This is a genomic window from Erythrobacter sp. (assembly GCA_019739335.1).
In the GTDB taxonomy this organism is placed as follows: Bacteria; Pseudomonadota; Alphaproteobacteria; order Sphingomonadales; family Sphingomonadaceae; genus Alteraurantiacibacter.
This window is the reverse complement of sequence record CP073261.1, coordinates 2,631,289-2,657,115: the sequence shown is the minus strand read 5'-3', so window position 1 is coordinate 2,657,115 and position 25,827 is coordinate 2,631,289. Positions and strand designations below refer to the sequence as shown.

19 protein-coding genes are annotated in these 25,827 nt (G+C 62.7%); 3 read left to right on the top strand and 16 right to left on the bottom strand.

Annotated features, from left to right (window positions below; translation table 11 throughout):
• Window positions 1-37 precede the first annotated feature (37 nt).
• Window positions 38-1,120, top strand: a complete 1,083-nt coding sequence (locus tag JY451_13020; protein ID QZH74570.1) for a PA0069 family radical SAM protein — start codon at window positions 38-40, stop codon at window positions 1,118-1,120.
• Between the two features lie 103 nt (window positions 1,121-1,223).
• On the top strand, window positions 1,224-2,357 hold the full coding sequence (locus tag JY451_13015; protein ID QZH74569.1) for an OmpA family protein: 1,134 nt from the start codon (window positions 1,224-1,226) through the stop codon (window positions 2,355-2,357).
• Window positions 2,358-2,462: 105 nt separating this feature from the next.
• Here the strand turns inward: JY451_13015 and JY451_13010 are convergent, their stop codons facing one another.
• From JY451_13010 to JY451_12935, 16 genes are all read right to left on the bottom strand, one after another.
• Window positions 2,463-3,314 carry an FHA domain-containing protein gene (locus JY451_13010; GenBank protein QZH74568.1) on the bottom strand — a complete coding sequence of 284 codons (852 nt, stop codon included), beginning with the start codon at window positions 3,312-3,314 and terminating at the stop codon, window positions 2,463-2,465.
• Window positions 3,315-3,341: 27 nt separating this feature from the next.
• Window positions 3,342-6,875 (bottom strand): type VI secretion system membrane subunit TssM, encoded by a 3,534-nt coding sequence (gene tssM, locus JY451_13005; GenBank protein QZH74567.1) that lies wholly within the window; start codon window positions 6,873-6,875, stop codon window positions 3,342-3,344.
• A gap of 14 nt (window positions 6,876-6,889) precedes the next feature.
• On the bottom strand, window positions 6,890-8,323 hold the full coding sequence (gene icmH / locus JY451_13000; GenBank protein QZH74566.1) for a type IVB secretion system protein IcmH/DotU: 1,434 nt from the start codon (window positions 8,321-8,323) through the stop codon (window positions 6,890-6,892).
• Window positions 8,320-9,660, bottom strand: a complete 1,341-nt coding sequence (gene tssK / locus JY451_12995; protein ID QZH74565.1) for a type VI secretion system baseplate subunit TssK — start codon at window positions 9,658-9,660, stop codon at window positions 8,320-8,322. The genes icmH and tssK overlap by 4 nt, the downstream gene beginning before the upstream one ends.
• 24 nt (window positions 9,661-9,684) lie before the next feature.
• Window positions 9,685-11,298: a type VI secretion system-associated FHA domain protein TagH gene (tagH, locus tag JY451_12990; protein ID QZH74564.1), complete on the bottom strand. Its 1,614-nt coding sequence runs from the start codon at window positions 11,296-11,298 to the stop codon at window positions 9,685-9,687.
• A gap of 7 nt (window positions 11,299-11,305) precedes the next feature.
• Window positions 11,306-11,908 carry a hypothetical protein gene (locus tag JY451_12985; protein ID QZH74563.1) on the bottom strand — a complete coding sequence of 201 codons (603 nt, stop codon included), beginning with the start codon at window positions 11,906-11,908 and terminating at the stop codon, window positions 11,306-11,308.
• A 1-nt stretch (window position 11,909) separates the two neighbouring features.
• Window positions 11,910-13,784, bottom strand: coding sequence for a type VI secretion system tip protein VgrG (gene tssI, locus JY451_12980; GenBank protein ID QZH74562.1), 1,875 nt, complete (start codon window positions 13,782-13,784; stop codon window positions 11,910-11,912).
• 85 nt (window positions 13,785-13,869) lie between these two features.
• Complete coding sequence (locus JY451_12975; protein ID QZH74561.1) at window positions 13,870-14,346, bottom strand: type VI secretion system tube protein Hcp; 477 nt, start codon at window positions 14,344-14,346, stop codon at window positions 13,870-13,872.
• A gap of 97 nt (window positions 14,347-14,443) precedes the next feature.
• Window positions 14,444-17,089, bottom strand: a complete 2,646-nt coding sequence (tssH, locus tag JY451_12970) for a type VI secretion system ATPase TssH (protein QZH74560.1) — start codon at window positions 17,087-17,089, stop codon at window positions 14,444-14,446.
• Window positions 17,090-17,204: 115 nt separating this feature from the next.
• Complete coding sequence (tssG, locus tag JY451_12965; protein ID QZH74559.1) at window positions 17,205-18,296, bottom strand: type VI secretion system baseplate subunit TssG; 1,092 nt, start codon at window positions 18,294-18,296, stop codon at window positions 17,205-17,207.
• Window positions 18,297-18,301: 5 nt separating this feature from the next.
• Window positions 18,302-20,116: a type VI secretion system baseplate subunit TssF gene (tssF, locus tag JY451_12960; protein ID QZH74558.1), complete on the bottom strand. Its 1,815-nt coding sequence runs from the start codon at window positions 20,114-20,116 to the stop codon at window positions 18,302-18,304.
• Between the two features lie 4 nt (window positions 20,117-20,120).
• On the bottom strand, window positions 20,121-20,582 hold the full coding sequence (tssE, locus tag JY451_12955) for a type VI secretion system baseplate subunit TssE (protein ID QZH74557.1): 462 nt from the start codon (window positions 20,580-20,582) through the stop codon (window positions 20,121-20,123).
• Window positions 20,582-22,075 (bottom strand): type VI secretion system contractile sheath large subunit, encoded by a 1,494-nt coding sequence (gene tssC / locus JY451_12950; GenBank protein QZH74556.1) that lies wholly within the window; start codon window positions 22,073-22,075, stop codon window positions 20,582-20,584. Before tssC (JY451_12950) ends, tssE begins: the two co-directional genes overlap by 1 nt.
• Before the next feature lie 15 nt (window positions 22,076-22,090).
• Complete coding sequence (gene tssC / locus JY451_12945) at window positions 22,091-23,590, bottom strand: type VI secretion system contractile sheath large subunit (protein QZH74555.1); 1,500 nt, start codon at window positions 23,588-23,590, stop codon at window positions 22,091-22,093.
• A gap of 14 nt (window positions 23,591-23,604) precedes the next feature.
• A complete protein-coding gene (tssB, locus tag JY451_12940; protein QZH74554.1) occupies window positions 23,605-24,108 on the bottom strand; it encodes a type VI secretion system contractile sheath small subunit in 504 nt (167 codons plus the stop codon).
• A gap of 72 nt (window positions 24,109-24,180) precedes the next feature.
• Entirely contained in the window at window positions 24,181-25,380 is a 1,200-nt protein-coding gene (locus JY451_12935; protein QZH74553.1) for a type VI secretion system ImpA family N-terminal domain-containing protein, read from the bottom strand.
• A gap of 88 nt (window positions 25,381-25,468) precedes the next feature.
• Here JY451_12935 and JY451_12930 point away from each other — a divergent pair, with 88 nt between their 5' ends.
• Window positions 25,469-25,786 (top strand): PAAR domain-containing protein, encoded by a 318-nt coding sequence (locus JY451_12930; protein ID QZH74552.1) that lies wholly within the window; start codon window positions 25,469-25,471, stop codon window positions 25,784-25,786.
• Window positions 25,787-25,827: the final 41 nt, after the last annotated feature.

The window sequence follows — 25,827 nt, the reverse complement described above, 5'->3', positions numbered from 1 at the left end:
GCTTGCCCACGTTGCGCTTTTGTTCTATTTATGTTCCATGCGCAAGCCAGAAAGTGCTGTTCGGGGCCGGGGTGCCCAATCGGCCATGGTGCCGCAGCGGTTCGGGCTGGCTGAACGCGCGGTGGACGACGACTGGCGCGACGCCATGGAGGCACTCGACGGCGCACCGCCCAAGTTGCGCACCACGGTAACCGAGGAACATCCCAAAACGATCCTCAGTTTCAACCAATCTCCCGATATTCCCTTCGACCGTTCAGTAAACGCCTATCGCGGTTGCGAGCATGGCTGCGTCTACTGCTTCGCGCGCCCTACGCACGCCTATCATGACCTGTCGCCCGGGCTGGATTTCGAAACCAAGTTGTTCGCCAAACCCGATGCCGCGCGGCTGCTGCGCAAAACCTTCGCCAAGCCTAGGTACGTGCCGCAGCCGCTGGCGATGGGCACCAACACCGATCCCTACCAGCCGATCGAGAACCGCTACCGCATCACTAGGCAGCTGTTGGAGGTGTGTCTGGAAACCCGCCATCCGGTCACCATCACCACCAAGTCGGACAGGGTGCTGCGCGATCTCGATCTCCTGGCCGAGATGGCCCGGCACAAGCTGGTCGCGGTGGCAATTTCGGTCACCTCACTCGACCCGATCCTCTCGGGCAAGCTGGAACCGCGCGCCGCCGCCCCGGCCAAGCGGCTTGCCGCGCTGGGCGAACTGGCGCGCGCAGGGGTGCCAGTGCATTGCTCGATCTCGCCGATCATCCCCGCCATCACCGATGAATTCATGGAGGAGATCGTCACCCGAGCCGCAGCGATGGACGTGCAAAGTTGCGGCTGGATACCTCTGCGCCTACCGCACGAAGTTGCGCCGCTGTTCCGCGAATGGCTGGCAGTGCATTTCCCCGAACGCGCGGGGAAGGTGATGGCCATCGTTCAATCGATCCGTGGTGGGCGGGACAACGATCCGGATTTCCACACACGGATGAGGCCCACCGGGGTCTGGGCCGACCTGTTCCGCGCCCGCTTCCGCCTCGCCTGCCGCCGCGCGGGGCTGGGCAAGGCGGACTTCACGCTCGATTGCTCCCAGTTCCGCAGGCCCGAAAGCACCGGACAGCTGCGGTTGCTGTAATTCCAAGTCCCTAGTATGCGTCTCGGCACTGTCGCATTTTCTGGCTAATTGCCGGAAATGCAGCGCGATGATTCGCGGATAATTGACGGAAAGGGACGACCCGATGAGGAAAATCACCACAGCATTGCTGACCGGCACCGCGCTGGCGGCAACTCCAGCGCTGGCGCAGGACACCGGCTTCTACCTCGGCATTGGCGCAGGTGTTGTCGATGCTGGCGAGATCGATTTCGAGAACACGGCCGGGGAAGTGACTGCCGATACCGACTATGGCTGGGAAGGCGAAGCGCTGCTGGGCTATGATGCGGGGCCGGTTCGCTTCGAAGTCGAAGGTTCGTACAAGAATTTCAACCTTGATTCGCTCGATGCCGGAGCAGCCGGAGTGCCCGCCAATGCCACCGATCTGGCATTCGGCCCGCAGACTGCGGTGAACGGTGAAGGCGAGATCTGGAGCGGGATGCTCAACGCGCTGCTCGACATCGGCGGCAATGGCGGAATTGGCCTTGCCATCGGCGGCGGCGTCGGCATTTCGAATGCGCGCTTCGTCGATGTGCGCAGCTTTGGCACCGGCCCCGGTTTTCTCGACGATAACGACGCGCGGTTTGCCTGGCAGGGTGTGGCGCAGGTCTATGCGCCCCTCACCGACAGCATCGATGCCTCGGTAAAGTACAAGTATCACAACGTGGACGGCCCGGAATTCCGTGACGGCTTCGGGCGGACGTTCGACGGCGATCTGGCCACCCATTCGCTTCTGGGAACGATCATTTTCAACTTCGGTGGCTCTGAACCGGCAATGATTCCGCCCCCGCCGATGCCGACACAGCCGGTCGCACCTCCGCCCCCGCCGCCTCCGCCCCCCCCGCCGCCGCCGCCGCCGCCGCAGGCGCAGTGCAACACCGGGCCTTACATCGTATTCTTCGACTGGGATCAGTCGGCGATCACTCCGGAAGCGGCTACCGTGCTCAACTCGGCCACCACTGCCTATCGCGACTGCGGCACCGCCCGCGTCATGCTGGCAGGCCACGCCGACCGTTCGGGTGCAGCCAGCTACAACGTCGGCCTGTCCGAGCGTCGTAACGCTGCGGTGCGTGACTACCTCACCGGTCGTGGCATTCCTGCCGCGCGGATCAGCAGCGAAGCCTTCGGCGAATCGATGCCCCGCGTCGCCACTGCCGACGGTGTCCGCGAACTGCAGAACCGCCGCGTGGAAGTTACCTACGGCCCCGGCTCCGGTAACTAAGGGCGTTCGGACTAAGCCCTAATCTGCCACAACGGCACACAAACAAAGGGCCGGGAGAGCAATCTCCCGGCCCTTTGCGTTGGGGTCATCGAAGCACTACATATGCTAGCCCGACTGCTTGCGGTATTCCTCTTCGAAGCTGCGCGCGAACAGTTCGACGAAGCCGACGTCCTGGTCCTCAAAAGCTGCGCGATAGGCCTGCCACGCCTGTGCATCGTTCTTGCCACCGCGCTGGATCTGGCTGGGGGCAAACTGGTCGAGCACGGCATGCAGCGCGGCCTGCATCGCGGCCAGCAATGCAGCATCATGCGCAGTCAACTCGGTTCCCGCCTGACGAACCGCCTGCTCCGCTTCGTCCGGGCGCATGGCAGAAAGCGTAGCAAGTGCCTGCCCCTTGCGGGCGTCGGCGAGCGGGGAATTCTTCCGCGCTTGCGAAGCACTGCTGCCCGGTTTGTCGCCGAACAGTTCGCTGCGCGCCTGCTTGCGGGTGCGCGCAATTTCGGCCAGCACTTCCAACGCCGGGCCAAGTAAGCGATCGTTCACTCCACCAGCAGCCCTTGCCGTCGCAGGTGTTGATGAGCGCTGCGAAGCCATCGCTCGCGTGTGCTCCACCGGGGTCTCCGGCGGGGTGACGGCGCGCACATAGGTGACTCCGCCATCATCGGTGGCAGCATCTATCACCGCCTGCCATTCGTTCTGGGCGATGCGGATGCGGTCTCCATTGCGCAGGTTTTGGCGTACGGTGAGTTTCTCGCCGTTTACGAAAGTGCCGTTGCGACTGAAGTCCTGGATTTGCCAGTCGCCGCCCTGCCCCGAAATCACGCAATGACGGCCCGAAGCAGTCGGATCGTCGATCCGCAATTGCGCGCGCGGATCGCGCCCGATCAGCAGCGATCCGCTGCCGATGCGGCGCCCGCTTTCTGCGGACCCGGCGATGGGAGTGAGGGCGAGACTCATGTCGGCGCTGCAATAGCCAAGGTCGGCCTAGCCGTGAAGGACCGGCGGCATATCCGCATAGGCGAGCGCCGTCGCATCGATATCGGGGCAGGCCACCTGCACGAAGGGATCACTGACAAACGGATTGTTCGCCCCGAAGGTGCGAATGCGGAAATCGAACCGTGCGCCTGAATGGGTCAGGCTGCCCACCCCGATCAGCGGAGACGGACCGCTGCGCACCGCTGCCAGCTTCATCATCCGGAATAACGCCCACGGCCCGGAAAAGGCGCGGGGGGAAACTGCGCTCGAATCTTCGCGGGTGAACTGCAATGTCGCCCCGCCCGCGCCCGGCCAATCGAAAGTTACAGGGATCGGAGTGCTGCCATTGTAGCTCAGTTGCTGCCCGTCGATCTCCAGCACCACCGATTCTGCTCCGCTGAGCGAAACCGGCTCTATCTGGTAGGACAGCCGGGGCGAAGTCGGGTCACCGGCGAAGAATGTTCGCGTTACCCGGTTCGCAGCCTGGAATGCCCGCACGCTGCCCTGTGTCAGCCCGACTTCCCCGGCGTTGGGCTTGAGCGCCCACTCCGGCTGCGTGGTATCGATGTAATTGTTGAGCTGGGTGTTCACGAAGCTGGCAAAGGTGCCGTTGGGGCCGAAAATCTGCGCAAAAGATTCGATAGGCAGATCGGCTGAAGAGGCTGCCTGGATCGGATAGGCGGTCGCCATCGTTTCCCCGCAATTGGCGAAATTGGCATCCATCGCCGCGCCCATCTGCGCTCCGCGCGCCATGCCCAGCGCGCTTTCGGCATCACCCGCCATGTCGAGCGCCCAGCCGCTTATCGGCAGCGGCAGACTGTTGCCGTTCTGGCGCAATTGCAGGATCGCCGCGCGCGCTTCCATGCTCTGCTGCGCACCGGTGCTGCCATCGCCACCGCCGAGCACGGCGATGCCATTCAGCGCATTGGCGACCTGGGTGAAGGTGGCGAGCACCCCGTCCATCGGCCCCCCGCCTTCTGCCGGACCGACAAACTGGCGCAACGGCAGGAAGGCCTGGATCACCGCCTGGCGCCCACCATCCGCATCCTGCGCTCCGCCCCCCGTCGCGCTGGCCCCGCCAACGCGATTGGCAACACTCGCGGCCCGGTTTGCCGTGCTGGACCGCATGGTGGCCATGTCGACCGCAACTTCGCCCGCGGCCGCACCGCTTCCGCCACCTGCTTCTGGCTGTGCCGGGGTAAGGTCGGTGACTTCGGCAATCGCCCGCAGCAATGGAGCCAGCGGCGACAATGGCCCGCCCGCATCGCGGAGCCGCTGCACATTGTCCTCCAGCCCGTTCACCGGACGCAGTTCGATCAACCCAAGGTACGTGTTCCAGTGATCGAGGAAGTCATTGAAGTAGAGCCGCTCCAGATCGCTGCGCAATTGCGCAATCTGGTTCGGCGTCAGTTCCTCGCTGGCGGAATCGCCGACCACCCAGACTTCGTCCTCCAGCAGTTCCGGACCGCGTTCGACGATGGGAAGGAAGATGTTGTCGTAACCATTGCGGGTGAACAGCGCGGGGACACCGGCGCTGGGCGCAAAGGCTCCGCTCTGCGCGAACAGCAATTCCGGGCGTGGCCCAGCGTTCTCGCGAGCGATCCATTGCCGTTCGCCAGAAGCGAGCGCCTCGCTCTTCAACCGGCCATAGACGCGCACCGCCGGAGGCTGCGCGCGCAGGATCCGCCGCGCGTTTTCCTTGCGCGCCACGTCGATGCCTTGCGGCGTAAACCCGATATCGAACAGCGCGGCGGTATGCGTGGCGAGCGCGCCCGCTTCGCTTTCGTTGCCGCCTGCGCGGCCCAGCCAGGCACGCGGCACCCAAGCCATCACGTGCTCGGCCTGCTCCGGCCCCTCACCGCCGAGGATGAGGTAGCTCTTGAGCGCGTCATAGACTTCGCCCGGATTGTCCGAGGTCATCCGTTCCTCGGCGAGCGACATGAGGATCGGCATCAGCCGCCGTTGCAGATCGCGCCCGTAGATGCCGCGCATCTCGGCGTTGAGCCGTCCTCCCTGCCCGAGCCCGAGTGCGAAATCGCTCGCTTCCGCCATTTCGGTCGTGCCGTTGCCCAGCACCCCGAGCGCGGCAAGGTCCTGCTGCACCGTGGCGCTGCCGCCGCGCGATTCCCCCGCGACGTTCGAGTAATCGGCAGTGATCGCATAGACCCGCTCGATCAACGCGGCGTTGCGGAAATAGCCCCAGGTCCACACCCCCAACGCGACAACGAACAATGCCGCCATCGCCCCAATGCCGATGGCGTAATTGCGCCGCCCCCTCGCCTCGGCAGCAGGGTTGCGGGTGGCGATTCCGTGTTCGGGCACCAGCAGATCGGCGAAGAATCGACGCAGGAAATAGCTGCGCCCGCTGCCAACGGCGTTCTGCGAAGCGGCGGGCGGTGCGCCGACATTCATCAGGATGCGATCAACCGGGCTGCCGCTCTGCGTGCCGGACGAGAAATAGATCCCGCGCACCCGCGCAGGCTGATCGAAGCGTGTCTTCTTGGTCAGTTCCTCAAGCAGCTTGGCGACCGGCCCACGCAGGCTGGCGAGTTGACCGGGGAATCCGGCAATCGAGGCGCGGCGTTGCAGGTCGCTTTCGTTCTGCATCCGGTCAACTACGCGACTGGAAATGCTCGTCACTAGCCCGTCGAACCCAACCAGCACCGCTTCCGGATCGGCCTTGTCGCCCGGTGCGGTGGAGCCGAAGACCTGGTCCGATTCGTCATCGGTGGCACGGGCGAAGAACTCACGGAATCCCGGCAGCAGGTCGGTCTTTGTGACCATCAGGTAGATCGGCAGGTTCTGGCCGAGAAGGTTGGTCGTTTCGGCCAAACGCTCGCGCACGTTCTGCGTGTGCGCTTCCATCTTCCGCGCATCCATGAAATCGGGCGCGGGGATGGCAACGATCAGACCATTCAGCGGCTGCAGGGGGCGATACTTGCGCAGCAGGTCGAGGAAATTTTTCCACCCCGCCGCGTCCTGCTCCTTGTCCTCATCCTGGCTGACATAGCGACCGGCAGTGTCGATCAGCACCGCCTCACTCGTGAACCACCAATCGCAATTCGGCGTGTTGGGCTGGCCACGCAGCGCGCGATATTCGCCCGCCACTGCCGTGGGAAATTCCAGCCCGCAATTAAGTAGCGCAGTGGTTTTGCCTGCACCCGATGGGCCGATGATCGCATACCACGGCAACTGGTAGGCATAGGCCTGCCGCGAACCGAGCCGCGCTGTGCGCAACTGGTCCAATGCCTGCGAGAGCTTGGCGGCAATCTCGTCCCGCTCGATGGCGGCGGGATCGGGCTTAAGCTCCTCCATCATCGCGGCGTTTTTCTTCTTCTCGCGCCGAATGGCGAGCAGGCAGAAAATCAGCACCAGAAGGAAGGGCAGCAGCGCGACAAACAGCGTCACCGGCCACCAGCCGAACGGCCGGAAATCGGCGATCGCAATCATCGGGCCGACGAACCAGATTATCAACCCGAACAGGATTGCCCCGACAAAACTCCAGAACCAGCGGTTGGTGAAGAGCTTCTTGATCTTTTGCATCGCTCAGCTCCCCCTCAGCGCCAGGCTATATCGTTGGCGACACGCAGTTCGACCCGGCGGTTGGCGCTGCGCCCCTCCACCGTATCGTTGCTGGCAATCGGCTTGGTTGCAGCGAATCCGCGCGTGCTGATCCGATCCCCCTGCGTCAGCCCGGCTGAGCGGATTGCGCTCGCCACGGCGTCTGCGCGCGCTTCGGAGAGCGCCTGGTTGGAGGGGAAGGCAATCGAAGCACCCGGCTGCGAATTGTCGGTATGCCCTTCAATCGCTATCGGCCCGCTGGTGAGGTTCGCCGCTTCGGCAATCCGCCCGAAGGTGTCGGTCCAGCCGCCCGCCGGGTTCGCCTGTCCTGCGCCGAACAGCCCCTGGTTGTTGAGCCGGACAACGATTTCGCCGCCTTCGCGGGTCAGCGTCAGCCGCTGTGCTTCGATATCGGGCTGAAGGATGGCCTGCATTTCGTCAAATGTCGGGGTCTGGCTTTGCGGTGCAGGCGGCGGCGGCACGATCACCGAATTGCCGACGGCACGGTCCAGTCCTTCCAGCGCAGTATCGGCAGAGCTCGACAACCGCAGCAACAGCGCCGCGAAGATCAGCAGCGCCAGCGCGCCAAGGCCCGCAGCGATAGCCCAGAGCGGCACGCGCGGCGCGAACTTGCCCGCCGCGACTTTCTGCCCGCGCCATTGCGGCGAGAGATCACCCGGTTGCGCTTCCCGCTGCCGCTGGATTGCAGTCGACATCGAGGCGCGGTGCCGCGAAACCAGCGATTCGCCGCGCGCATCCACGCCCGCGCGGCCTTCGAACCCCAGCGACAGGCACAGATAGAGCAGTTCCATCAGCCGCGGTTCGCGCGCCGGATCCTGCACCATCTTTTCGGCGAAGTTGAACATCCGGTCCCCGCCGTAGGTATCGTTATGATAGGCGGCGAGCAGGCTCTGCTGCGCCCACGGGCTTTCCGAACCCCACGGCGTGGCGAGCACGGCATCGTCCATGAAGGCGCAAAGCATGTAATGCGCAAGCTGCACCGAACGCGCTTCCAGCCCGAGATCGCGGGCGCGCTTCTTGAAGGCTTCCAGCTCATCGACAACAAGGCGGCGCAGGCTCTTGATGTCGGGGCCGACCGGCATGGTGCGGATTTGTGTAGCGAGATGGATCAATCGCCCGGCGGCGGCCACTACCGGTTCCGGCCCGTAGAGTTCGGGCGTTGCGGTTGCAAAGCTGATAACGCCGGGTGCAGGGGCGCTGGAAGCGCCAGAGGCGGGCCGCTGCGCCTGCGGATTGAGTTGCTGTGGTTCCGGCGGGCGATAGCCCTGCCCTTGTGGTGGAGGAGGCGCTGGCGGCGGCGGAGGAGCTATGGGGGGCGGAGGCGGCACGGCTCCCGGCATCCCGCCAGGCCGACCTGCTCCGCCGGGTTGGAAGACGGTGCGTTCTTCTTCGGGCTCGTCTGCCATCATTCAGCCCCCCTGATTGCCCACAGGTCCAGTTCGATACCCGGCAGCTTGTCCTGAATATGGATCGCGACTTTGCCCGACACTTCCACCAGCTTCCATTGTTCGTGCGTGGTATTGATGCGGAAATAGGTGGTGTTGGCGGTGAACGGGATCTGCCGCGGCTCGGCCCCCATCGGGCTGAGGCTGGCACCGGGCAACTGCCGGTTGACCAGCTGCGAGATAACTTCGACCGACCCGACCTTGGCCAGCTTGGGCAGGTTCGCGCGTACCCTTTCGGTATCGACATCGGCGCGCACCGCGAGGATGAATTCCGCGCCGTTGAACAGCGTACGGTCGTTCACCTGCCCCCAACGCACCCCGTGTTTGGCCAGTTGCAGTGGGATGTTGACCGTGTTGTCCATCTTCGATTGCGACAGCAGGTTGTTCAGTTCGAGGATTACCGCGTTGAAGCAATGCCGCTGCTCACGGTGGTTGTAGGTCGGCATGAAGTTCGGCCGCCGCGCCTTGGCCATATAGGTCGCCAGTTCGCCCGCTAGCGTCACCAGATATTCGTAAAAGTCCGCCGGATGGATCGCAGGTAGTGAAGCGATATGCCGCGCCCTCGCCTCAGCCTTGTTGAGGATCATCAGCGTCAGGTAGTCGGATATGTCCGCCACTGACTTGGCCCCCGGAGTGCCGAGTCGGCCTGCCAGTGCCTCGCCTCGCTGGTGGAGCATCCCCTCCAGTTCGGCGAGGAACCGTGGCAGCTTCTCGCCCGCGCGGATTGAAAGGCCACAAGGAATGAAATGCTGGTCCAGCGTCAGCGAATCGTCGGCCTTACGCTCGGTCACGCGGGTGACGGGGATGGTCTGGTAACCGTCCAGCCCCTCATCCTCGAACCGCAGCGAAAGCTGCAAACGCCCGACATTCATCGCCACTCGGCTGGCACTGCCATAGACCGAATCCGATGCCTCGAACTCGCCCGCGAGATAGCGGGTATCGGCCTGCGCGCTTTCGTCCATCGCCACTTCGGCGGCTCCGGCACGGGCTTCGGGAATGCACAGGTGGACGATGGCATCGCGCTTGTCGCTTTTGACCTCGAGAGCCATCGGCGCGGCGACTTCATCGGGCACGCGGAATGGGGTTCCGTCGCTGAAAATGCCCGAGCATTTCTCGATCACCAGCTTGCCTGTTTTCAGCAAGCCTTCGGAGAAACGCAGCTCGGTCAGGCCATAGGGGTAGGACGAGAGCGGCGAAACCCGACCTTCCAACTGCGCGCTGACGTGCCGGTCAAACTGCTGGAAGTGCTGCGGGCGCAGAAACATGCCTTCCGACCAGACCGGCTTGTTTTCCCACGTCACCAGCAATTCCCCCCTTCGTCTCCGCTATTTGGCGGAGCTCAGATAATCCTCGTATCCCTCACGAAATGCAACGCTCATCACGCCGTTCGCGTTCGATGTCGCATCCTTTTTCAGCGCCTGAAAAACCGTTCGGTAGATGTCCCACGGATCGACCTTGAGCGAAAGCAACTTCTTGCTGGCATTGGCAGTTATCGTCAGTTTCTCGATCTCTTCGGGAGAAAGCCGGTCGAACACTGCCTGGAGCGCGCGCTGGACCCCTGCCAGCATGGCCAGTTGGTGGCGTTTCAGGTCCTCGAACGCCCCGCGGATCGCTTCCTCGGAATCCTGGAATCCCGGCAACGGGTCGCCAAGCAGTACCTTGGCGGCATCCTGCGGCGGCAGGTGCTTGAGGGGATTGTTCCGACCGATGGCAAGTTGGGTCCGCTCGACCCGGAACTCGTCCTTGAACTCCGCCCGGTCGCGCATCAGGTCCGACATGCCGAGCACGACCTGCCGATACATGACGCCAAGCCGCCGCATGGCGTCGGGGGAGAGCCGCAGTTCGCCCGGACCCATGCCTGCGCCTTCGTAGAATGCCGACCAGTCGGCCGCTCCGGCCGTTGCCACTGGTACAGGAGCAGGAGCAGGAGCCGTAGCTGGGGCAGTTGCCGTTGCGCGAACTGGGGCGGGTGCAGCAACGGGTGATGGTGTGGGCAATGCTGGTGGTGGGGGCGGCGCGGGAGGAGCGGCCATCGGCTCGCTCAACAGGTTGTCCACTGGATCGAACTCGTCATCCATGAACGATGCGGCACTGCCCCCTGCCGGGGCCATATCGCCGAACGGATCGTCTTCGAAGGAGTCTCCGACAGGCTCCCCCATGTCGGCGAAGAAATCAACCTCAGGCGCAGCACCACCTCCGGCAGCGGGCGGCGCGATATCGTCGAAGAAATCTTCTCCGCCAACGCCGGGAGAAGCCGAACTGCCCCCTCCGCCCGGATTGCCGCCAAACCAGTCCTCCGGGATCGCCATGTCGCCAGCCGAAATTGGTTCGCTCGAAAGGATCGGTCGGCTCATCGCCATCCCGATTGGATCGCCGAAATTGTCACGCCCGCGATCCCGCTGCGACGGGGCACTGGAGCCGATGTGCGCTCCGATCTCGTCGCTCAGCAGATCGTGCAGGTTGCCCTCGCCGCCGCTCGAATCACCTGCCCAGAACGGATCGTCTTCCCAGCTCGCCGCGCCGGCATCGGCAAACGGATCATCGTCCCAGCCGCCACTGGCCGCCTTGGGTAGCTCCTGCGGCGGAGGCGCGCCCATCCGCATCCCGGCCGCCATTGCATCGCTGGCGATGGTGACCACGAAGCTACAGATAAACAGCTTATCGCCGTCACGGATAGGCACCGGATTGTGAGGCATTATCCGCTGCTCGGGACTGTTCAGCGCCACGCCGTTGGTGCTGCCATTGTCCACCGCCAGCAGATCGAGACCGGAGGAAATAATCCGGCAATGCTGACCAGAAACTCCGTCCGCCTTGGTGCCGAGCACCACATCGCAGGCCCGCCTGCTCGCGCCGAGCATAAGTTCGCCAGCGTCGATCTGGCGCTGGTCGAAGAATTGACCCGGAGGGTCATCGACGCGGGAAATCAGCAGGTTCCACATGTATCTGTTACGCGAGGCCTTGCTTGACGAGCCCCTGCGCCTCTTTTCCGTTTTCGCCTGCCATCAAGGCTAGACCTATCGGGAGCCATTCGGCAAGCGGAACGGCGCGGCCGAAAGCGGGATCGTAGCCGAGCAGCAACAGCGCACTACGCGTCGCGACGCCAGGCAGGAACGGCGACGGCGGCACGTCGGGCTGACCTCGTGGGGCAAGTGAGGGGCCGCACCAGTGCGCCCCTTGCGCTACCCATGCCGGAGCCTTGGCGCGATCGGCCTTGTTTGCTGCCTTACCTGCTGCCTCGGCATCGGCGGGAGCCTGCGACTGCACCCACTTCTCCGCCGCCTCCACTGCGGCAAGATCGGTCGCGCGCTTGTCGAGCCCCGGCAGCAAGCGCGCGCACATGCAGGCCCACCACACGGATTGCCGGTGCGGCAGCAGCATGGCGAGCGCGTGGACGGCGTCGTCGGTCAACTGCTTTGCCACCAGTGCATTGACGAATTCGGCGGGCTGCGCACTGTCGTCCAGAACCGCAATTGCCGCTTCGGACAGGCGCGCGTGTTCGTGCAGTTCGGATCGGCGGAATCGCAGGGCTACGGGAGACGCGGACGCCATATCAGTTGATCATCACTATGCCGCCCTTGAGGGTGAGCATCCCGTCGCCCTTCACCGTGGTCATCGGCGAGCCGAGGTCGGCTTTTGCGCCGCCTTTCATTGTCAGCGTAGCCGACGCATCGATGGTGATCTGCGGCGATTTGATTTCGATCGAACCGGGCTTCATCACGATCGTGGACGCACCCACTTTCAGTTCCAGTTCCTGAATCGATTCGTGGGTGCTCTTGCCGGTTACGGTCGTCGTACGCTTGCCAGTAATGTCGTTCGTTTCGTCCTGATCGATCGTGGTCTTGCGGTTCTGGTGGACCGTCAGCGTTTGGTCCTTGTCGATCTCGATCGTCTGGTTCTCGAAGATGTGGCCCAATTCATCCTTCATCACCTCGCGCTCATAATTGCGGTCGGTGTAAAGCCAGATGCGCTCCTCGCCTTCCTTATCCTCGAAGAAAAACTCCTGGGTGATGCCGCCATCCTTGTCGGTGACTGAACGCCAACCTGTACGCAGACCCGCGTCGGCGTGAGCGTCTGGGTAGGGATTGCCCGGCGAATAGAGCATACCGTCAATATAGGGCAGGTCGGGATTGCCATTCAGGAAGTTGACAATCACCCGTGTGCCCGCGCGAGGCATGAACTGTGAACCGTGCTTGCCCCCCGCACCCCAGTGTTGCCGGACGGGCAACCACACTTCGTAGTTGAGGCCCTGCCCCGAATAGTCGCGCGCGCCATCGATCACCACCGGGACGCGGTACTTATCGTCCACCTTGGCTTCGCCGGTAACGGTATCCTTGTTACCCACCACACCCAGGAACGGGCCGGGAGCGACCCGCATGGGCGAATCGACTGGCGGGCGGAACGTCAGGTCGGCGGCAATCGCGCGGAAACTGTTGGCATAGCTGCCGGGCCGGTCGGCATCGAACATCCACGGGTCTTCGGCCATGTGTTCGACGACGGTGAGCACGACGCGCGCGGGTGAAAGCGTCCCCGCCTCGGTAATCTCGATCCGCCCTCCGGCAAACATGTGTGGCTCGTCAGAACGACCGGTAACGAAATCGCTATCCTGCGCATGGCGATCCTTGAACGCAGCATGCTCCGCGCCGCTATCCGATTCCTGTTCGACGAAGGCCTTGGTTTCGTGTGCGTAAACCTTGGCGAAATCGGGCATCGGCTGGGTTTCGGTATCGACGGTTTCCGAATTCATCGAACTGAATTTGGCGACATCCTGCGATGCGGCAGTTGCCGAATAGCTGCGTTCGAGATGGTTGACTGCCGCCTTGTCCGATGCTGGCCGGAATTCTACCGCGCCGCCGGGAACGTCGATATAGGACGAGGTCTTGTCGGTGACGATCATCTTGTGCCGGAAAGCCCCGGCACCCTTTTCGTACACGAAAAAATACATCAGCCCGTCATGGCTGAGCAGGCGATCGAGAAAGCGGTCCTCCGCCTCGTCAAGCCGCACCGAATAGACGCGCGGATTGGGCGGAGACGCATCAATTGCCTTGACGAAGCCCGTCAGGTCTTTCGTCATAGCCTCGAAAATGTCGATGGAATGCTTGTCCTGCACGAAATGCGTGTCCTTGGCGTAGGACAGCGCGTGATAGGCGGGGCGGACCTGCACGGAAACGTGCACCGTGCCCTGCACCTTGAATTTGCGCGCAGCATAGATGCGACCTGCAAAAATGCGCGCATCGGTGCTACTTTGCGTCACATCGAATTCGCACAGCTTCCCGATCAGCTTGCTGCAATCGGGATCGCCGTCGGTAATCAGTTCGAGTTCGTAGAGAAAACTCTCCGAAATCGCTTCACGCCCGCTGAAACGGTAGAGCGCATACTCCTCGATATTCTCGTCGCCGAGGGCACGGATGTTGAGAAGATGCTTCATGAAAAGACCGCCATCGGAAAGGGATCAGCAGCAAGCGGGCAGGACGCCGGAGAATTCCGACGCCCCACCCGATATGCCATTGGCCTTACTCGACCTTGTTCTCTTCCAGGCTGTAGATGAGGTGCGTCGGGCTTCCGCCGTGCTCCTTGTCGCGACCGGTAAAGCTCCAGTCGAACTTGGTGAAGTTCAGCGAGCCCGATTCACTGGGCATTTCGCTGCCGCCACCATGCGAGATGGAGTAGCCCGAGACGATCACGTCTTCCAGCTTGATCGTCAGGTAAGCAACCGATTCACCCTTCACCGCAGCCGTAAAGGAAATCTCCGCCTGACCGACCGGATCGCCCTTGAGCAGCGCCTTGAAGAAGCGCTCGCTCGACTTGTCGGTGTTCTTCGAAAAGGTGATTTCCGACACGCTCGGCTCGCTCGTTGTGCGATCGCCACCACGGGCGCTGCTGACGCCAAGTCCCGCGCCCCACTGGAAAGAATTCAGTTCAACCTGCTCCTTGAAATTGGAATCAGTTGCACTGCCCTTCAATTTGTCGTTTTTCAGATAGATAGCCACCTTACTCTCCTTCCTCAATTCATATTGATGCCGGTACGAACCCTTTGCGTCTTTTTGCGCCGTTAACTTGGCGCACCCACGCTTATTACACTCTAACTCAATTTATCTCGTAGGCGTAGTCTTTTTGCTTGTCCGCCTTGACTCTGATCGAATTGGTCTGCTCACCCTCGGCACTGCGTTCAAGCAGGATCTGCGACAGCTCGGCCAACAGGCCGCGCTTGAGGATGTTTTCGATGTTGCGGGCCCCGCTTTCGTGTTCGGTGCAGCGCGCCACGATGGTATCCAGCAGATCGTCTTCCCACTCGAACGTGGCCTTGTAATGCCCTTCCACGCGGCTGCGAATCCGCTTGAGGCTGATGGCCACGATGGCCCGCAGGATTTCCGGCGGGAGCGGGAAGAACGGCACGGTCACCACGCGGCCCAGGAAAGCGGGCTTGAAATATTCGAGCAGTGAGGGGCGCAGTTCGGCCGCCAGCTCCTCCGGCTCGGGCATGATGGTGGTGTTACGACACAGCTTTTCGATCGTGTCGGTGCCAGCGTTGCTGGTCATGATGATCAGCGTGTTCTTGAAATCGATGTCGCGGCCCTGCCCGTCCTTCAGCATGCCTTTGTCGAAAACCTGATAGAACACGTCCTGCACGCCCGGATGGGCCTTCTCCATCTCGTCCAGCAGAATCACCGAATAGGGCTTGCGCCGCACCGCCTCGGTCAGCACCCCGCCCTCGCCGTAACCGACATAGCCAGGGGCCGCGCCGACCAGGGTGGAGACCTTATGCTCCTCCTTGAACTCGCTCATGTTGATGGTGGTAACATTATGCTCGCCACCATAGAGCAATTCGGCCAGCGCCAGCGCGGTCTCGGTCTTGCCGACACCGCTGGTGCCGCAAAACAGGAACACACCCAATGGCTTGCGCGGATCGGCCAGTCCGGCGCGCGCTGTCTTCACCGTTTCGCCGATCACTTCGAGCGCGTAATCCTGACCCTTGATCCGTTCGCCGAGCGCATCCTTCACGCGGAGCACCGCGTTGATCTCGTCGGTTACCATGCGGCCGACGGGAATGCCGGTCCAACCGGCCAGCACTTCGGCCACCACATCGTGATCGACGACTTCGTAGATCATCGGATGCTCGCCCTGGAGCGTCTTGACCTCCTCCTGCGCCGCCCGCAGCGCGGTACGGGTCTCTTCCGCTTCGGGGGTTCCCGCTTCGGCGGCAATAAGCTTGGCCCGCAATTCCGCGACCTTCTCGACTGCGGCTTTTTCTGTCTGCCAGCGCTCTTCCAGCGTCGCCTTTTCAGCCTCGCATTCGGCCCGCTTCGATTCCGCATCGGCGATCCGCGACGCCATGTCTGCGCCCGATGCCGCCTCGCGCTGCATCATCCGCAGGTCGGCATCAAGCAGGCCAATCTGCCGATCGAGATCCTCGACCTGCGCTGGTGTCGCGACCTGACTGATTCCCACCCGCGCGCAGGCGGTATCGAGCAGCGAGATCGCCTTGTCCGGCAATTGCCGCCCGGCAATGTAGCGGTGTGAAAGCGAGCTTGCGGCTTCCAGCGCTTCGCCCAGGATCATCACCCCGTGATGCTTTTCCAGCACCGGCACCAGCCCGCGCAGCATGGCCACGGCCAAGACTTCGTCGGGCTCTTCCACCTTCACCACCTGGAAGCGGCGGGTGAGCGCGGGATCCTTCTCGAAATACTTCTTGTATTCGGCCCAGGTCGTCGCCGCGATGGTCCGCATTTCACCGCGCGCCAGTGCCGGCTTCAGCAGGTTGGCAGCATCGTTCTGACCTTCGGCGCCACCTGCACCGATGAGCGTATGCGCTTCATCGATGAACATGATGATGGGGATGGGCGAGTTCTTCACTTCGTCGATCACCGATTTCAGCCGGTTCTCGAATTCACCCTTGATGCCCGCGCCAGCCTGCAACAGCCCCAGATCGAGCGAAAGCAGCCGCGAATTGCGCATGCTTTCGGGAACGTCACCCTGCGCGATCCGCAGCGCGAAACCTTCGACAACCGCCGTCTTGCCGACACCCGCTTCGCCGGTGAGGATGGGATTGTTCTGCCGCCGCCGGGTGAGGATATCGACGATCTGGCGGATTTCCGGATCGCGGCCGTAGATCGGATCGATCTTGCCCTCTTTGGCCTGCTGCGTAAGGTCGATGCAATATTTGCCGAGCGCGGAATCGCCCGCCGGCCCTTGCGCCGCACCTTCGCCGCCCCCGCCACCACCCGGCGCGCCGGACATGGCCACCGCCGCTCCCGCCTCTTCCGAGGCCGAAGTGATGTTGGCGAAGCCCTTCCGCAGGTCCTCGGTGCCGATCTTCTTCAGTTCAGGCCCCATCTGCCGGGTAAGCGGCGAGAGGTCCTCATTGGTGAGCAACGCCAGCAACAGGTGGCCCGAACGGATTTCCGCCGCGCCCATGTGCAGCGAGGCGTACATCCACGCTTCCCGCGCCATCTTCACCACGTAGGGCGAGATCGCCGGATTGCGGCCATTGCCGCGCTTGAATTTCTCGATGGAGAGCGAAAGATCGCGGGAAAACTTGCCCTTGTCGACCTCGAAATGGTCGAGGATGCAGGTCAGGTCGGAATTCTGACGGTCGAGCAGTTTTTGCAGCCAGTGCTCGATCTCAACGTCGTAATGAGTCTGGCTCAGGGCCAAACCCAGCGCGGATTCAAGCGTCTGCTTGCAAGTCTTGTCCAGCTTGCCGATTAATGCCGTCAGTGTATCCTGCGCCATCTGTCCCCCATGACCAAAGCGACGCACAGGCCCATGCCCGCGCAACCGCGATCCAGATTAGCGACCCGTGATATATCCGCTCTGTCAGAGTTCCCCCGGCGGACTGCGTTGCAGGCTATACCCCTCTACGCCGAACCACAACCGCTTTTTCCTGATGGATCGCGGCGTTGTCGATCGGGATCACGCAATCATCGAGAATATCCGCGTCACTTTCAAACTCTCCCAGCCAGGTCGTCCATCCCAGCATGGCAGGCGTCGCTTCGTCACCCAACCGCAGCGGCGGGACATCTCTCGCAGCGATTCGCAGTCGTAGCGAAGCGCGCTGCTCGAGCCCTGCAGCCAGTGCCGCCAGCTGGCTGACCAGACGGCGCAGGTCCGGCTGGGCACAGAACGCACGTAGCCGGTCATAGGGCATTGGCCCCAGTACGATCAGGAAATGGTGCTGCACGTCGAGCACGGCCGAACCGATCATCGCCGCCTGCCCCGATTCCTCGGGCGGCAGATCATCGGGCACGCCGAGCTGGTTAAAACTTCCAAGCCTGCCGAAGCCGAGCCGCGATTGTTCCTGCGGCGGCACTGCCATCCAGGTCGGCTGCGCTTCCAGCACTTCCAGATCCATTCCGGTGGCCACGCGCAATACCGTTTCCACGCTGTACCTGCTGCGGCGGGTATCGGCGAGATGCACGGTAAGCGGAATGAGTTGCGCGTGCGGCAGGTCCAGTCGCTCTGCCTCCCCGCGCGCGTCCATTCCCGAAAGCGCCAGCATCATCGCACCGATCGGATCGCGATCGCCCGTTCCGGTCCGCTCCACCATCAGCGGCCAGCGGTATTTCTCCTCGACCCGGTAGAAGAAGCTGAGCGCGCGGTGATCGAACAGGTTGAGGAAATCGGCGAACGAGTTGTCCCGCGCCCGACGTCGTTCGAGCTGCAATTCACTATAGGGCGGCGGCAAAGCCGGCGTGCGCCCGGCGCTGCCGAGGATATTGGCGATCAAGCGGGCCTTGTTCCCATCCTGCGCAACATCCTGCACGTCCGAGTAGGGCAGGCCCATCCGCTGCGAAGCGACGAAGCGCACCGACTCATCCTCCGGGATTGCATCACCGCCGGGTGCCAGATCGCGGCCCTTACGCCGCGCAAGCAGGCTGAGCACCCGCGCCGCCTGCGCAAATGTGGCGCGCTTCAGATAGGCGAGATCGGGCAAGGCCACCGGGATCAGACCAGCGGCCGGTCACCCAGCCGCGCGGGCCAGGTCTTCCACACGCCGCTTTCGCGCTGCAGGCGCGCGGTCAGCCGCACGAAGCTGTTGAGCGAACACGCGCCCGCCAGGAACCGCTCGATCACGGCGCAGAGCATGTAACTGCCGCTGCCGGACATCCGTTCGTCATCGATATCGAGCGTCACATCCAGCCCGGCGCAAATCACGCTGTGCCCCTTCAGCCGCATCCGCGCGACCCCAGGTTCGGTGCGGACTGCTTTCAGTCGGTCGCGCAGATAGGAGGTCTCGGTGGTGTCGCCCAGATCATAGAGCGCCAGCACTTCGCGAAGTGCGCTGGTCCCCTCGTCCCCGCCGACCAGGCTGAGGTAATTGAGCGACAATTGCCCTACCAGCCGCCAGTGCGCGGCGCGGCGTCGGTGGGCGCGACGGGTGGGCGTCGGCTTGCTGAGCGCAGTAACTTTACCCAGCCCCTGAACCGATCCGGTTATGCTAAGGTGTGGCCTCCCCCCACCGAACGGGAGACGCGCGGGCAACTCGCGGTTGATCGCCAGCACCCTGGTGTTGACGATGGTAGTGTCATCACCCAGTAACTCGCCTTCGAGATCGGCGATGGTGATGAACACATCGTCCCCGCCGCCCTTCGAGAAGCTCGAACGGCGTGAAATCGTGTGGAAATGGCGCCCTTCGCGCGGCGAACCCCGGTCAATCGAATAGAGCGACGGGACGGGCACCTTGTCCCCGTTGGCGCGCTGCAATTCCACGCCCTGCACCGCATAAACCTCTATCGCATCCTCGCGCCGGGTATTGCTGATGATCCGGTATTCAATGGCCGAATGATCGAGCAGGATCGGCTCCGCCTGCATTTCCCAGAGGTTGATCGCGGGCGCAGCGAACAGGTCGAAATCGTCGGCGCGCACCACCCGTTCAAGCTCGGAGGACAGCCGGTCAAAGAAGAAATGTAAATCGAGCGTATCGCCCGCCAGCGTCAACGTGCGCGCTTCCAGTCCGGTTACTTCGAAGAACATCTCCTTGTGCGGATAAGCAAAGTGCTCCTGCAACAGGCCGTAGGACAAACGCGAATGGGATTGCTGGGGCAGCAGCAGTGCCTTCTCGTCCAGCCCGCCCATCTTCAGCGCTTCCGCGCCAATCGGCACTGCGTCGACATCGGCGATTCCCGATGCGGCAGTGATCCCGGTCAGGCTGGTGCCGAACTGTTCGAGCAGGATGTGCGCCCGCCGCGCGTTGCCCTTGATGTAGAAGCGCAGGGTAGAGATATCGAGCTGATCGATGGTAATCTCCGGCTTCGATGTCTTGAGCCGGATGTGCAGCATTCCTTTGGCATTGCCGGGGCTGCCCGCAGGTACGTCGAACGGCGGCCCAGTCATGGTTGCGCTTTCGATCTTCAACGGCATCATCCGCACATCACGGCAAAGCCGATAGCGGCACGGCTCGCCATCGATTTCCTCGGTTAGGATCTCGGTCCCCTTGGGCACCAGCACCGGCGCCGCCAGATCGTCCGCTGGCTGCAATTGCACCACCATCACCGATGGCAGCGGCTGGATCAGGTGCGGGTAGAGCGTGTGCAGGATGGCATCCGAAAGCTCCGGATATTCATCGTCGATCTTGTGCCGCAGCCGGGCGTTGAGGAACGCCACGGATTCGATCAGACGGCCCACATGCGGGTCCTCGATCGCTTCCTTGGTCAGTCGCAGGCGCGAAGCGATCTTGGGATGCGCATCGGCAAATGCGCCTGCATTGTTCGACAGATAGGCCAGTTCGCGCTGGTAGTATTCGATCAGGTCATCGATCATCGGGTCACCCGTTCAAATCCAGCTCTATGGTCTTGTCGCTCGGGCGGACGTTCGCGTCATAGACCACGATTTCGTCGTTCCGGCTGATGGAAAGTACCGCCATGATACGGAAGGTGATGCCCTTGGCGCTTGGTGAATCGTCAGCCTGCACCGAGACGTCATGCAACCGCGGCTCGTGGCGGCGGATGGTATCGGCCACGACGCGCCGCAGCCGGTCACGCACGGCATCGGAAGAAAAGTCCTCGGTCGCCATGTCCGCCAGCCCGTAGCCAATGATGTTGTCCGCCATCCCGTCATGCTTGCCGTGCGAGACGAAGATCGGTTGGGTGGTGTTGAGCAGGTGCTCCAGATCGCGCAGCAGGCGGACCTTGTACTCGGCCAGTTCCACTGCCTCGGTGGCGGCGCGCTCCACCAGCTGTTCGGGCTCGAGATCGATCAAACGGTCGATGAGGCTTTGCGTAATCATCAGTTGCCCTTCCCGCCGACAACCGTGGTGAGCCGGAATTCACTGGTCAACTGATCGAGCTGGTAATGTGGCCGCAGCGCAATCTCGCATTCGTAGCTGCCCGGCTTGGCCGGATTTTCGCGCACGCTCACCCGTGCCTCGCGCAGCGGATACTGCACGCGCTGCTGGGCGGAAGGATCGTCATCATCGGTGGTGTACTTGTGCAGCCAGCGCTGCAACAGCGTCTCGCACTGGGCCGCATCCTTGTAACTGCCGACCCAGTCCCGCGCCATCACCTTCACGTAATGCGCAAAGCGCGAGACGCAGAGGATGTAGTTGATCATCGAACTCATCTTGGCGTTCATCTGCGCGATGTCGCCGCCGATGTCGGGCGGTGAATGCATGCTCGGCAGGTTCATGAATCCGGCGATCCCGGTGTGCTGCATCTGCCGTAGGGCGATGATGCCGACATTGTTGAGGGCCATCTCCTGCGCTTCGGATACGGCATTCTCGGTTGCGAACCGGGCCACCACGCCATGGCGGTCGGCATGGAGGAAGTGCCGCACCGGGCCGTCCACCGTGCCACCTTCGCCCGGCGGCACGATCCCGCGTATTGCGGCGGGCCAACGAAAATTGGCCATCGCCCGCATGGTGACATAGCCGAGTGCGAAGGAACCATTGAGCCAGCACAAGTCGTCCGGACTGTTGACCTTCTCGTCCCAGCTAAAGCCCAGCCGGGGGAAATCGCGGCCGCGCCACGGTTCGCGCACCAGCAGATGCGGCATGACGGCGGCGAGGAAGCGGCTGTCCGGACGCTGGCGGGTCCGGTTCCAGGCGCGGAACGAAGGATGCGCCAGGCTGGCGGCGAGATCCTGTCGCAGGTCGAGATCGTCGAAACGATCGAGTTCCATGACGCTGGGATGCACACCGAGCACGATCGGGCAAAACGCCGCCGCGGCGACATCGGCAAGACCGTCAAGCACCACCACGTCATCGGTCGGACCCTGTCGCCCCGGCCGATGCGAGAGCGCGTGATCGATTACCAGCATGCCATACGGTCGCCCGCCGGGATGACCGTATTCCTCGTTGTAAACCAGATCGAACAGCTTGCTCTGATCGAAATCCATCGCCCGTTCCATGTCGCGGGCGATTTCGATCCAGCGGATATCGAGGATGCGGACGACGACCATCGGATCGTCGCAAGAATCGAGCAGCCACCGCGTCCCGCGCCAGAGCGATTCGAGCCTCTGGAAATCGGGATGGTGCAGGATCAGGTCAAGCGTGCGACCGAGCCGCCGGTCCAACTCCACAATGGCGGCATTGGCGAGTGCCATCAGCCGCTCGTGATGCGCAGCGCGGTCAGCGTTCAGTGCAAGGCGCGGGTCTTCCTTTGTTGGGAGAGGTTCGGCACCGGGGGGCGCATCCGGGCCGGCCTCCGCAGCATCACCCGGCGGATTTTCTTCGCCGGTGGTGCTGCGGATGGCAGCGGCCAGAATGTCACCCCCTTCAGGCACCTTATTGCGTTACGATCAGCCCGCGCCGCCGGGGATTTTCGCCACCAGCCGCATGGATGTCGTCAGCTCTTCGAACTGCAACCACGGCCGCAGGTAAGCGACCGCGCTGTACGAACCCGGCGCGCCGGGAACTTCCTTCACCAGCACCTTGGCTTCGCGCAACGGGTATTGTGCGCGGGCCTTCTGCCCTGCCCCTTCGGTGGCATCGACGTAGGTGTTGATCCAACGGTTGAGCCAGGTGGCGCAATCTTCCGCTTCCATGAACGAGCCGATCTTGTCGCGCGCCATCACCTTCAGGTAATGGGCGAAACGGCTGGTCGCCATGATGTAGGGAAGTCGTGCCGAAATGGCTGCATTGGCCGTGGCGTCGGGATCGTCGTACTTCTTCGGCTCCTGCGTGGTCTGCGCCCCGAAGAAGACAGAGTAATCCTGCCCCTTGTAATGGCACAGTGGCAGGAAGCCCATGTCCGACAGTTCCTTCTCGCGCCGGTCGGTGATGCCGATTTCGGTGGGGCACTGCGCGTCCACATCGCCATCGTCGGTCATGAAGGTGTGCGTCGGCAGGTTTTCCACCTTGCCGCCGCCATCCGCACCACGAATGGCCGTACACCAGCCGCTTTCCGCGAATGCCGCCGTCATCCGGCCGGCGAGCGCATAGGAGGCGTTCATCCAGCAGTAGTCGTCATGATCCATCTGCTTGGCGTTGCCCGCATCGTCGAAAGGCGCTTCTTCATAGGCGAAAGCCTCGACCTGCTTGGTGTCCCGCCCGTAAGGCAGGCGCGCCAGCACGCGTGGCATCGTCAGGGTGACGAAGCGCGAATCCTCGGTTTTGCGGAAGCTCTTCCAGCCGGTATATTCCGCCGTGTCGAACTTCTGCTTGAGGTCCATCGGGGTGGAAAGATCGGTGAAATTGTCCATCCCGAACATGTTCGAATCCGCTGCCGAGATGAAAGGCACGAAGCCCGCCGCCGCGACACTGGAAATGTTCCGCAGCAGCTCGACATCCTCCGGCCCCTTGCCGAAGTAATAGTCGCCCACCAGCGTTCCATAGGGCTGGCCACCGGCATGGCCGAACTCTTCTTCATAGACCTTCTTGAACAGCTGGCTCTGGTCGAAGTCCACCGCCGAGGAAAGATCCTTGGCCAGTTCCTTCTTGGTGACGTTGAACATGCGGATCTTCAGGCCTTCGCCGATCTCCGAGTTCTTGACGAGGTAATGCAAGCCCCGCCACGAACCTTCCATCTGCTTGAACTTTTCGTGATGCATGATCACGGCCAGCTGCTTGGAAATCTGTTCGTCGATCTTGGCGATTGCGTTGCGCAGCGTGACGGTCATGTTCTTGTCGAACTTGACCGTTTCCGCAGTCGCCTGGTTTGCCAGCGTGGCGAGCAGATCCTTCACCCGGTCCGGTTCGGTCTGCTTGGTGACGCTGATTGCCTGATCGAGCAGGCTGACGGAGCCCTCTTCGGTGGTGGTAGTCGCAGCGCCTGCGGTTTTGGTTGCTTCTTCGGCCATCGTCTATGCTCCGCTCACTCTTTCGTGCCGAGCTGCGCTTGCAACTCGCTCAGCTTGCCTTCGTCGTTGAGGATCTGCTCCAGCAACGATTCGAGCTCCTCGGAACCATCCGCCTTGGCCATCAGGTCACGCAACTGATTGCGCGTTTCCATCAGGTTGCGCAGCGGCGCCACCTGTTCGACGATCTTCTCGGGTTCGAAATCTTCCATCGAACGGAACTTCAGGTCGACCCCGAATTCCTTGCCTTCCTCGCCGGAAAGCACGTCCTCGACCTTCATCTTCACGCCCGGCTCCAGCCGCGCCATGACCTGGTCGAACTTGTCCTTTTTCAGATCAATGAAGCGGCGTTCCTTGAGGCTTTTCTTCGCCACATCGGAATCGCCCGAGAAATCCCCCAATACGCCGACGACGTAAGGAATTTCCTTGGTTTCCATCGCCCCGTTGGTTTCCACATCGTAGGTGATGTGGACGCGCGGCTTGCGCACCCTTTTCAGCTTCTCGTGTACAGAATCGCTCATGTCGATCTCCCTTCCAGACCATCAGTCGTAAACTTCGGCAACGGAGCGACCCGGTTACCCTTTACCGCACTATCAATCCCAGTCGTCGCCGCTCTTTGTCTCGGCAGGCGCTTCGTCGGCTGGTGGGCGGATGCCTGACCGCCAGTAGAATTCCGTCCGCGCATCGGCGGCGGGGATCAGTTCGGCGATCAGTTCCTGCAAGCCCATCCTCGCGCGCCTGTCGATTTCGCGCAAGGCCTTTCCGACAGGTGAATGCGGTTCGCGTCGGGCGAAATAGTCCGCCGCGGCATTAACTGCGCGCAAAGCATCCTCGCGACTGTCGATCTTACCCGCCACAAAGCCCTTCCCTCCCCCGCCTTCGGCGGACCCGGACGAAGTACTGGTATCGCCATCGCTGGCCGATCCGGCGCTGTCACCGCCCGCCTCCGCTTTATCTTCTTCTGCAGGCAGTCGCTTAGCCAGCCCGCTAAGCCATTCGCGGATGCCTTCGAGTTCGCCAGTGAGGCGCGATGCGGCGGGCATGTAAGGTGAGGCGCGCTTGATGATGAATTCGACTGCGCGTCGCCATTCGGTCTCGGCTTTGGCAATCGCCTCTAGCGTTGGTTCCACGCCTTTACGCCCGGCGACTGTGACCAGACGCTCGAACCGGTCATAGGCCGCCTGCCGCGCTTCGGCCCGCGCGGCCTTGGCATCGGCGTCGCCCGCCTGCACCTGGCTGGCGGCATCGACCATCACCTTGTCCGCATAGCGCAGGGTTTCATTCCCGACCTTGAGCAGCACCATGTTGCGCACCGGCAGGATCAGCGCGCCTTCGCGATCATTGCTGCCGCCACTGAGGCCGGAAAGCGGCATGAAGCGAGCCTCAACCCCGTCCGCCTCGTCCTCGTCAGCGGGAGGATAAAGGCCCTGTTCCCAATAGGTTTCGACCATATCGGCAAGCAGCGACATGGCTGCGGCCAAAGATTGCGGCGGTTTCTCATCCCGGGCGGCCGCTTCGATCAGGATCGCCATCGGCTCCAGATCCTTGCCGCATTCGGAGAGATAGCGGATCGCCGCTTCGCCAATGTCTTCCCAGGTATCCACGCCTTCGGCGGCCCCGGCATCGTCTTCATCGAGCGCGATCGCCTGTTCGGCGCGCACCCGTTCTTTTCGCTTCAACCGGATGTCGCGCAGCAATTCCGCCGCGGCGCCTTCATCCTCGCGACCATTCACACCGACCCCCCCGTCGATCGGCGCCATGATGGATTCGCTTACTTCCTCGTCAATCAGCACCTTACCCCCCTCGGCTGGACTGCACGCAACAGCTTACGCTTTTTGTAACGCATCACCACTGTTTTCTTGCCGATTTTTGCGCTATGTCATGCGGGAATTGCCCAGGAGTACCAGAATGGGAATGCCTGCATCACGCGTGACCGACATGCATGTCTGCCCGATGGTGACAGGAGTAGTCCCTCATGTGGGTGGCCCGGTCCTCCCTCCCGGTGCGCCAACCGTGCTGATCGGCAGTCTTCCGGCAGCGCGGGTGGGTGACATGTGCACATGCGTCGGCCCGCCCGATGTCATTGCGCTGGGCAGCTTCACTGTCATCACCGTGGGCATGCCGCAGGCGCGCATCGGAGACATGACGGCGCATGGCGGCAGCCTTGTGCTGGGCTGTTTTACGGTTCTGGTAGGCTGATCGCCCGCGGAAAGTGCGGCGAACTGCCACACAATCGATTC

Excerpts from the sequence above, each read along its gene's own strand:
- JY451_13020 (QZH74570.1), top strand. The coding sequence starts at position 38 with ATGCGCAAGCCAGAAAGTGCTGTTCGGGGCCGGGGTGCCCAATCGGCC.
- JY451_13015 (QZH74569.1), top strand. The coding sequence starts at position 1,224 with ATGAGGAAAATCACCACAGCATTGCTGACCGGCACCGCGCTGGCGGCA.
- JY451_13010 (QZH74568.1), bottom strand. The coding sequence starts at position 3,314 with ATGAGTCTCGCCCTCACTCCCATCGCCGGGTCCGCAGAAAGCGGGCGC.
- tssM (QZH74567.1), bottom strand. The coding sequence starts at position 6,875 with ATGCAAAAGATCAAGAAGCTCTTCACCAACCGCTGGTTCTGGAGTTTT.
- icmH (QZH74566.1), bottom strand. The coding sequence starts at position 8,323 with ATGATGGCAGACGAGCCCGAAGAAGAACGCACCGTCTTCCAACCCGGC.
- tagH (QZH74564.1), bottom strand. The coding sequence starts at position 11,298 with ATGTGGAACCTGCTGATTTCCCGCGTCGATGACCCTCCGGGTCAATTC.
- JY451_12985 (QZH74563.1), bottom strand. The coding sequence starts at position 11,908 with ATGGCGTCCGCGTCTCCCGTAGCCCTGCGATTCCGCCGATCCGAACTG.
- tssI (QZH74562.1), bottom strand. The coding sequence starts at position 13,784 with ATGAAGCATCTTCTCAACATCCGTGCCCTCGGCGACGAGAATATCGAG.
- tssH (QZH74560.1), bottom strand. The coding sequence starts at position 17,089 with ATGGCGCAGGATACACTGACGGCATTAATCGGCAAGCTGGACAAGACT.
- tssF (QZH74558.1), bottom strand. The coding sequence starts at position 20,116 with ATGATCGATGACCTGATCGAATACTACCAGCGCGAACTGGCCTATCTG.
- tssE (QZH74557.1), bottom strand. The coding sequence starts at position 20,582 with ATGATTACGCAAAGCCTCATCGACCGTTTGATCGATCTCGAGCCCGAA.
- tssC (QZH74555.1), bottom strand. The coding sequence starts at position 23,590 with ATGGCCGAAGAAGCAACCAAAACCGCAGGCGCTGCGACTACCACCACC.
- tssB (QZH74554.1), bottom strand. The coding sequence starts at position 24,108 with ATGAGCGATTCTGTACACGAGAAGCTGAAAAGGGTGCGCAAGCCGCGC.
- JY451_12930 (QZH74552.1), top strand. The coding sequence starts at position 25,469 with ATGCGGGAATTGCCCAGGAGTACCAGAATGGGAATGCCTGCATCACGC.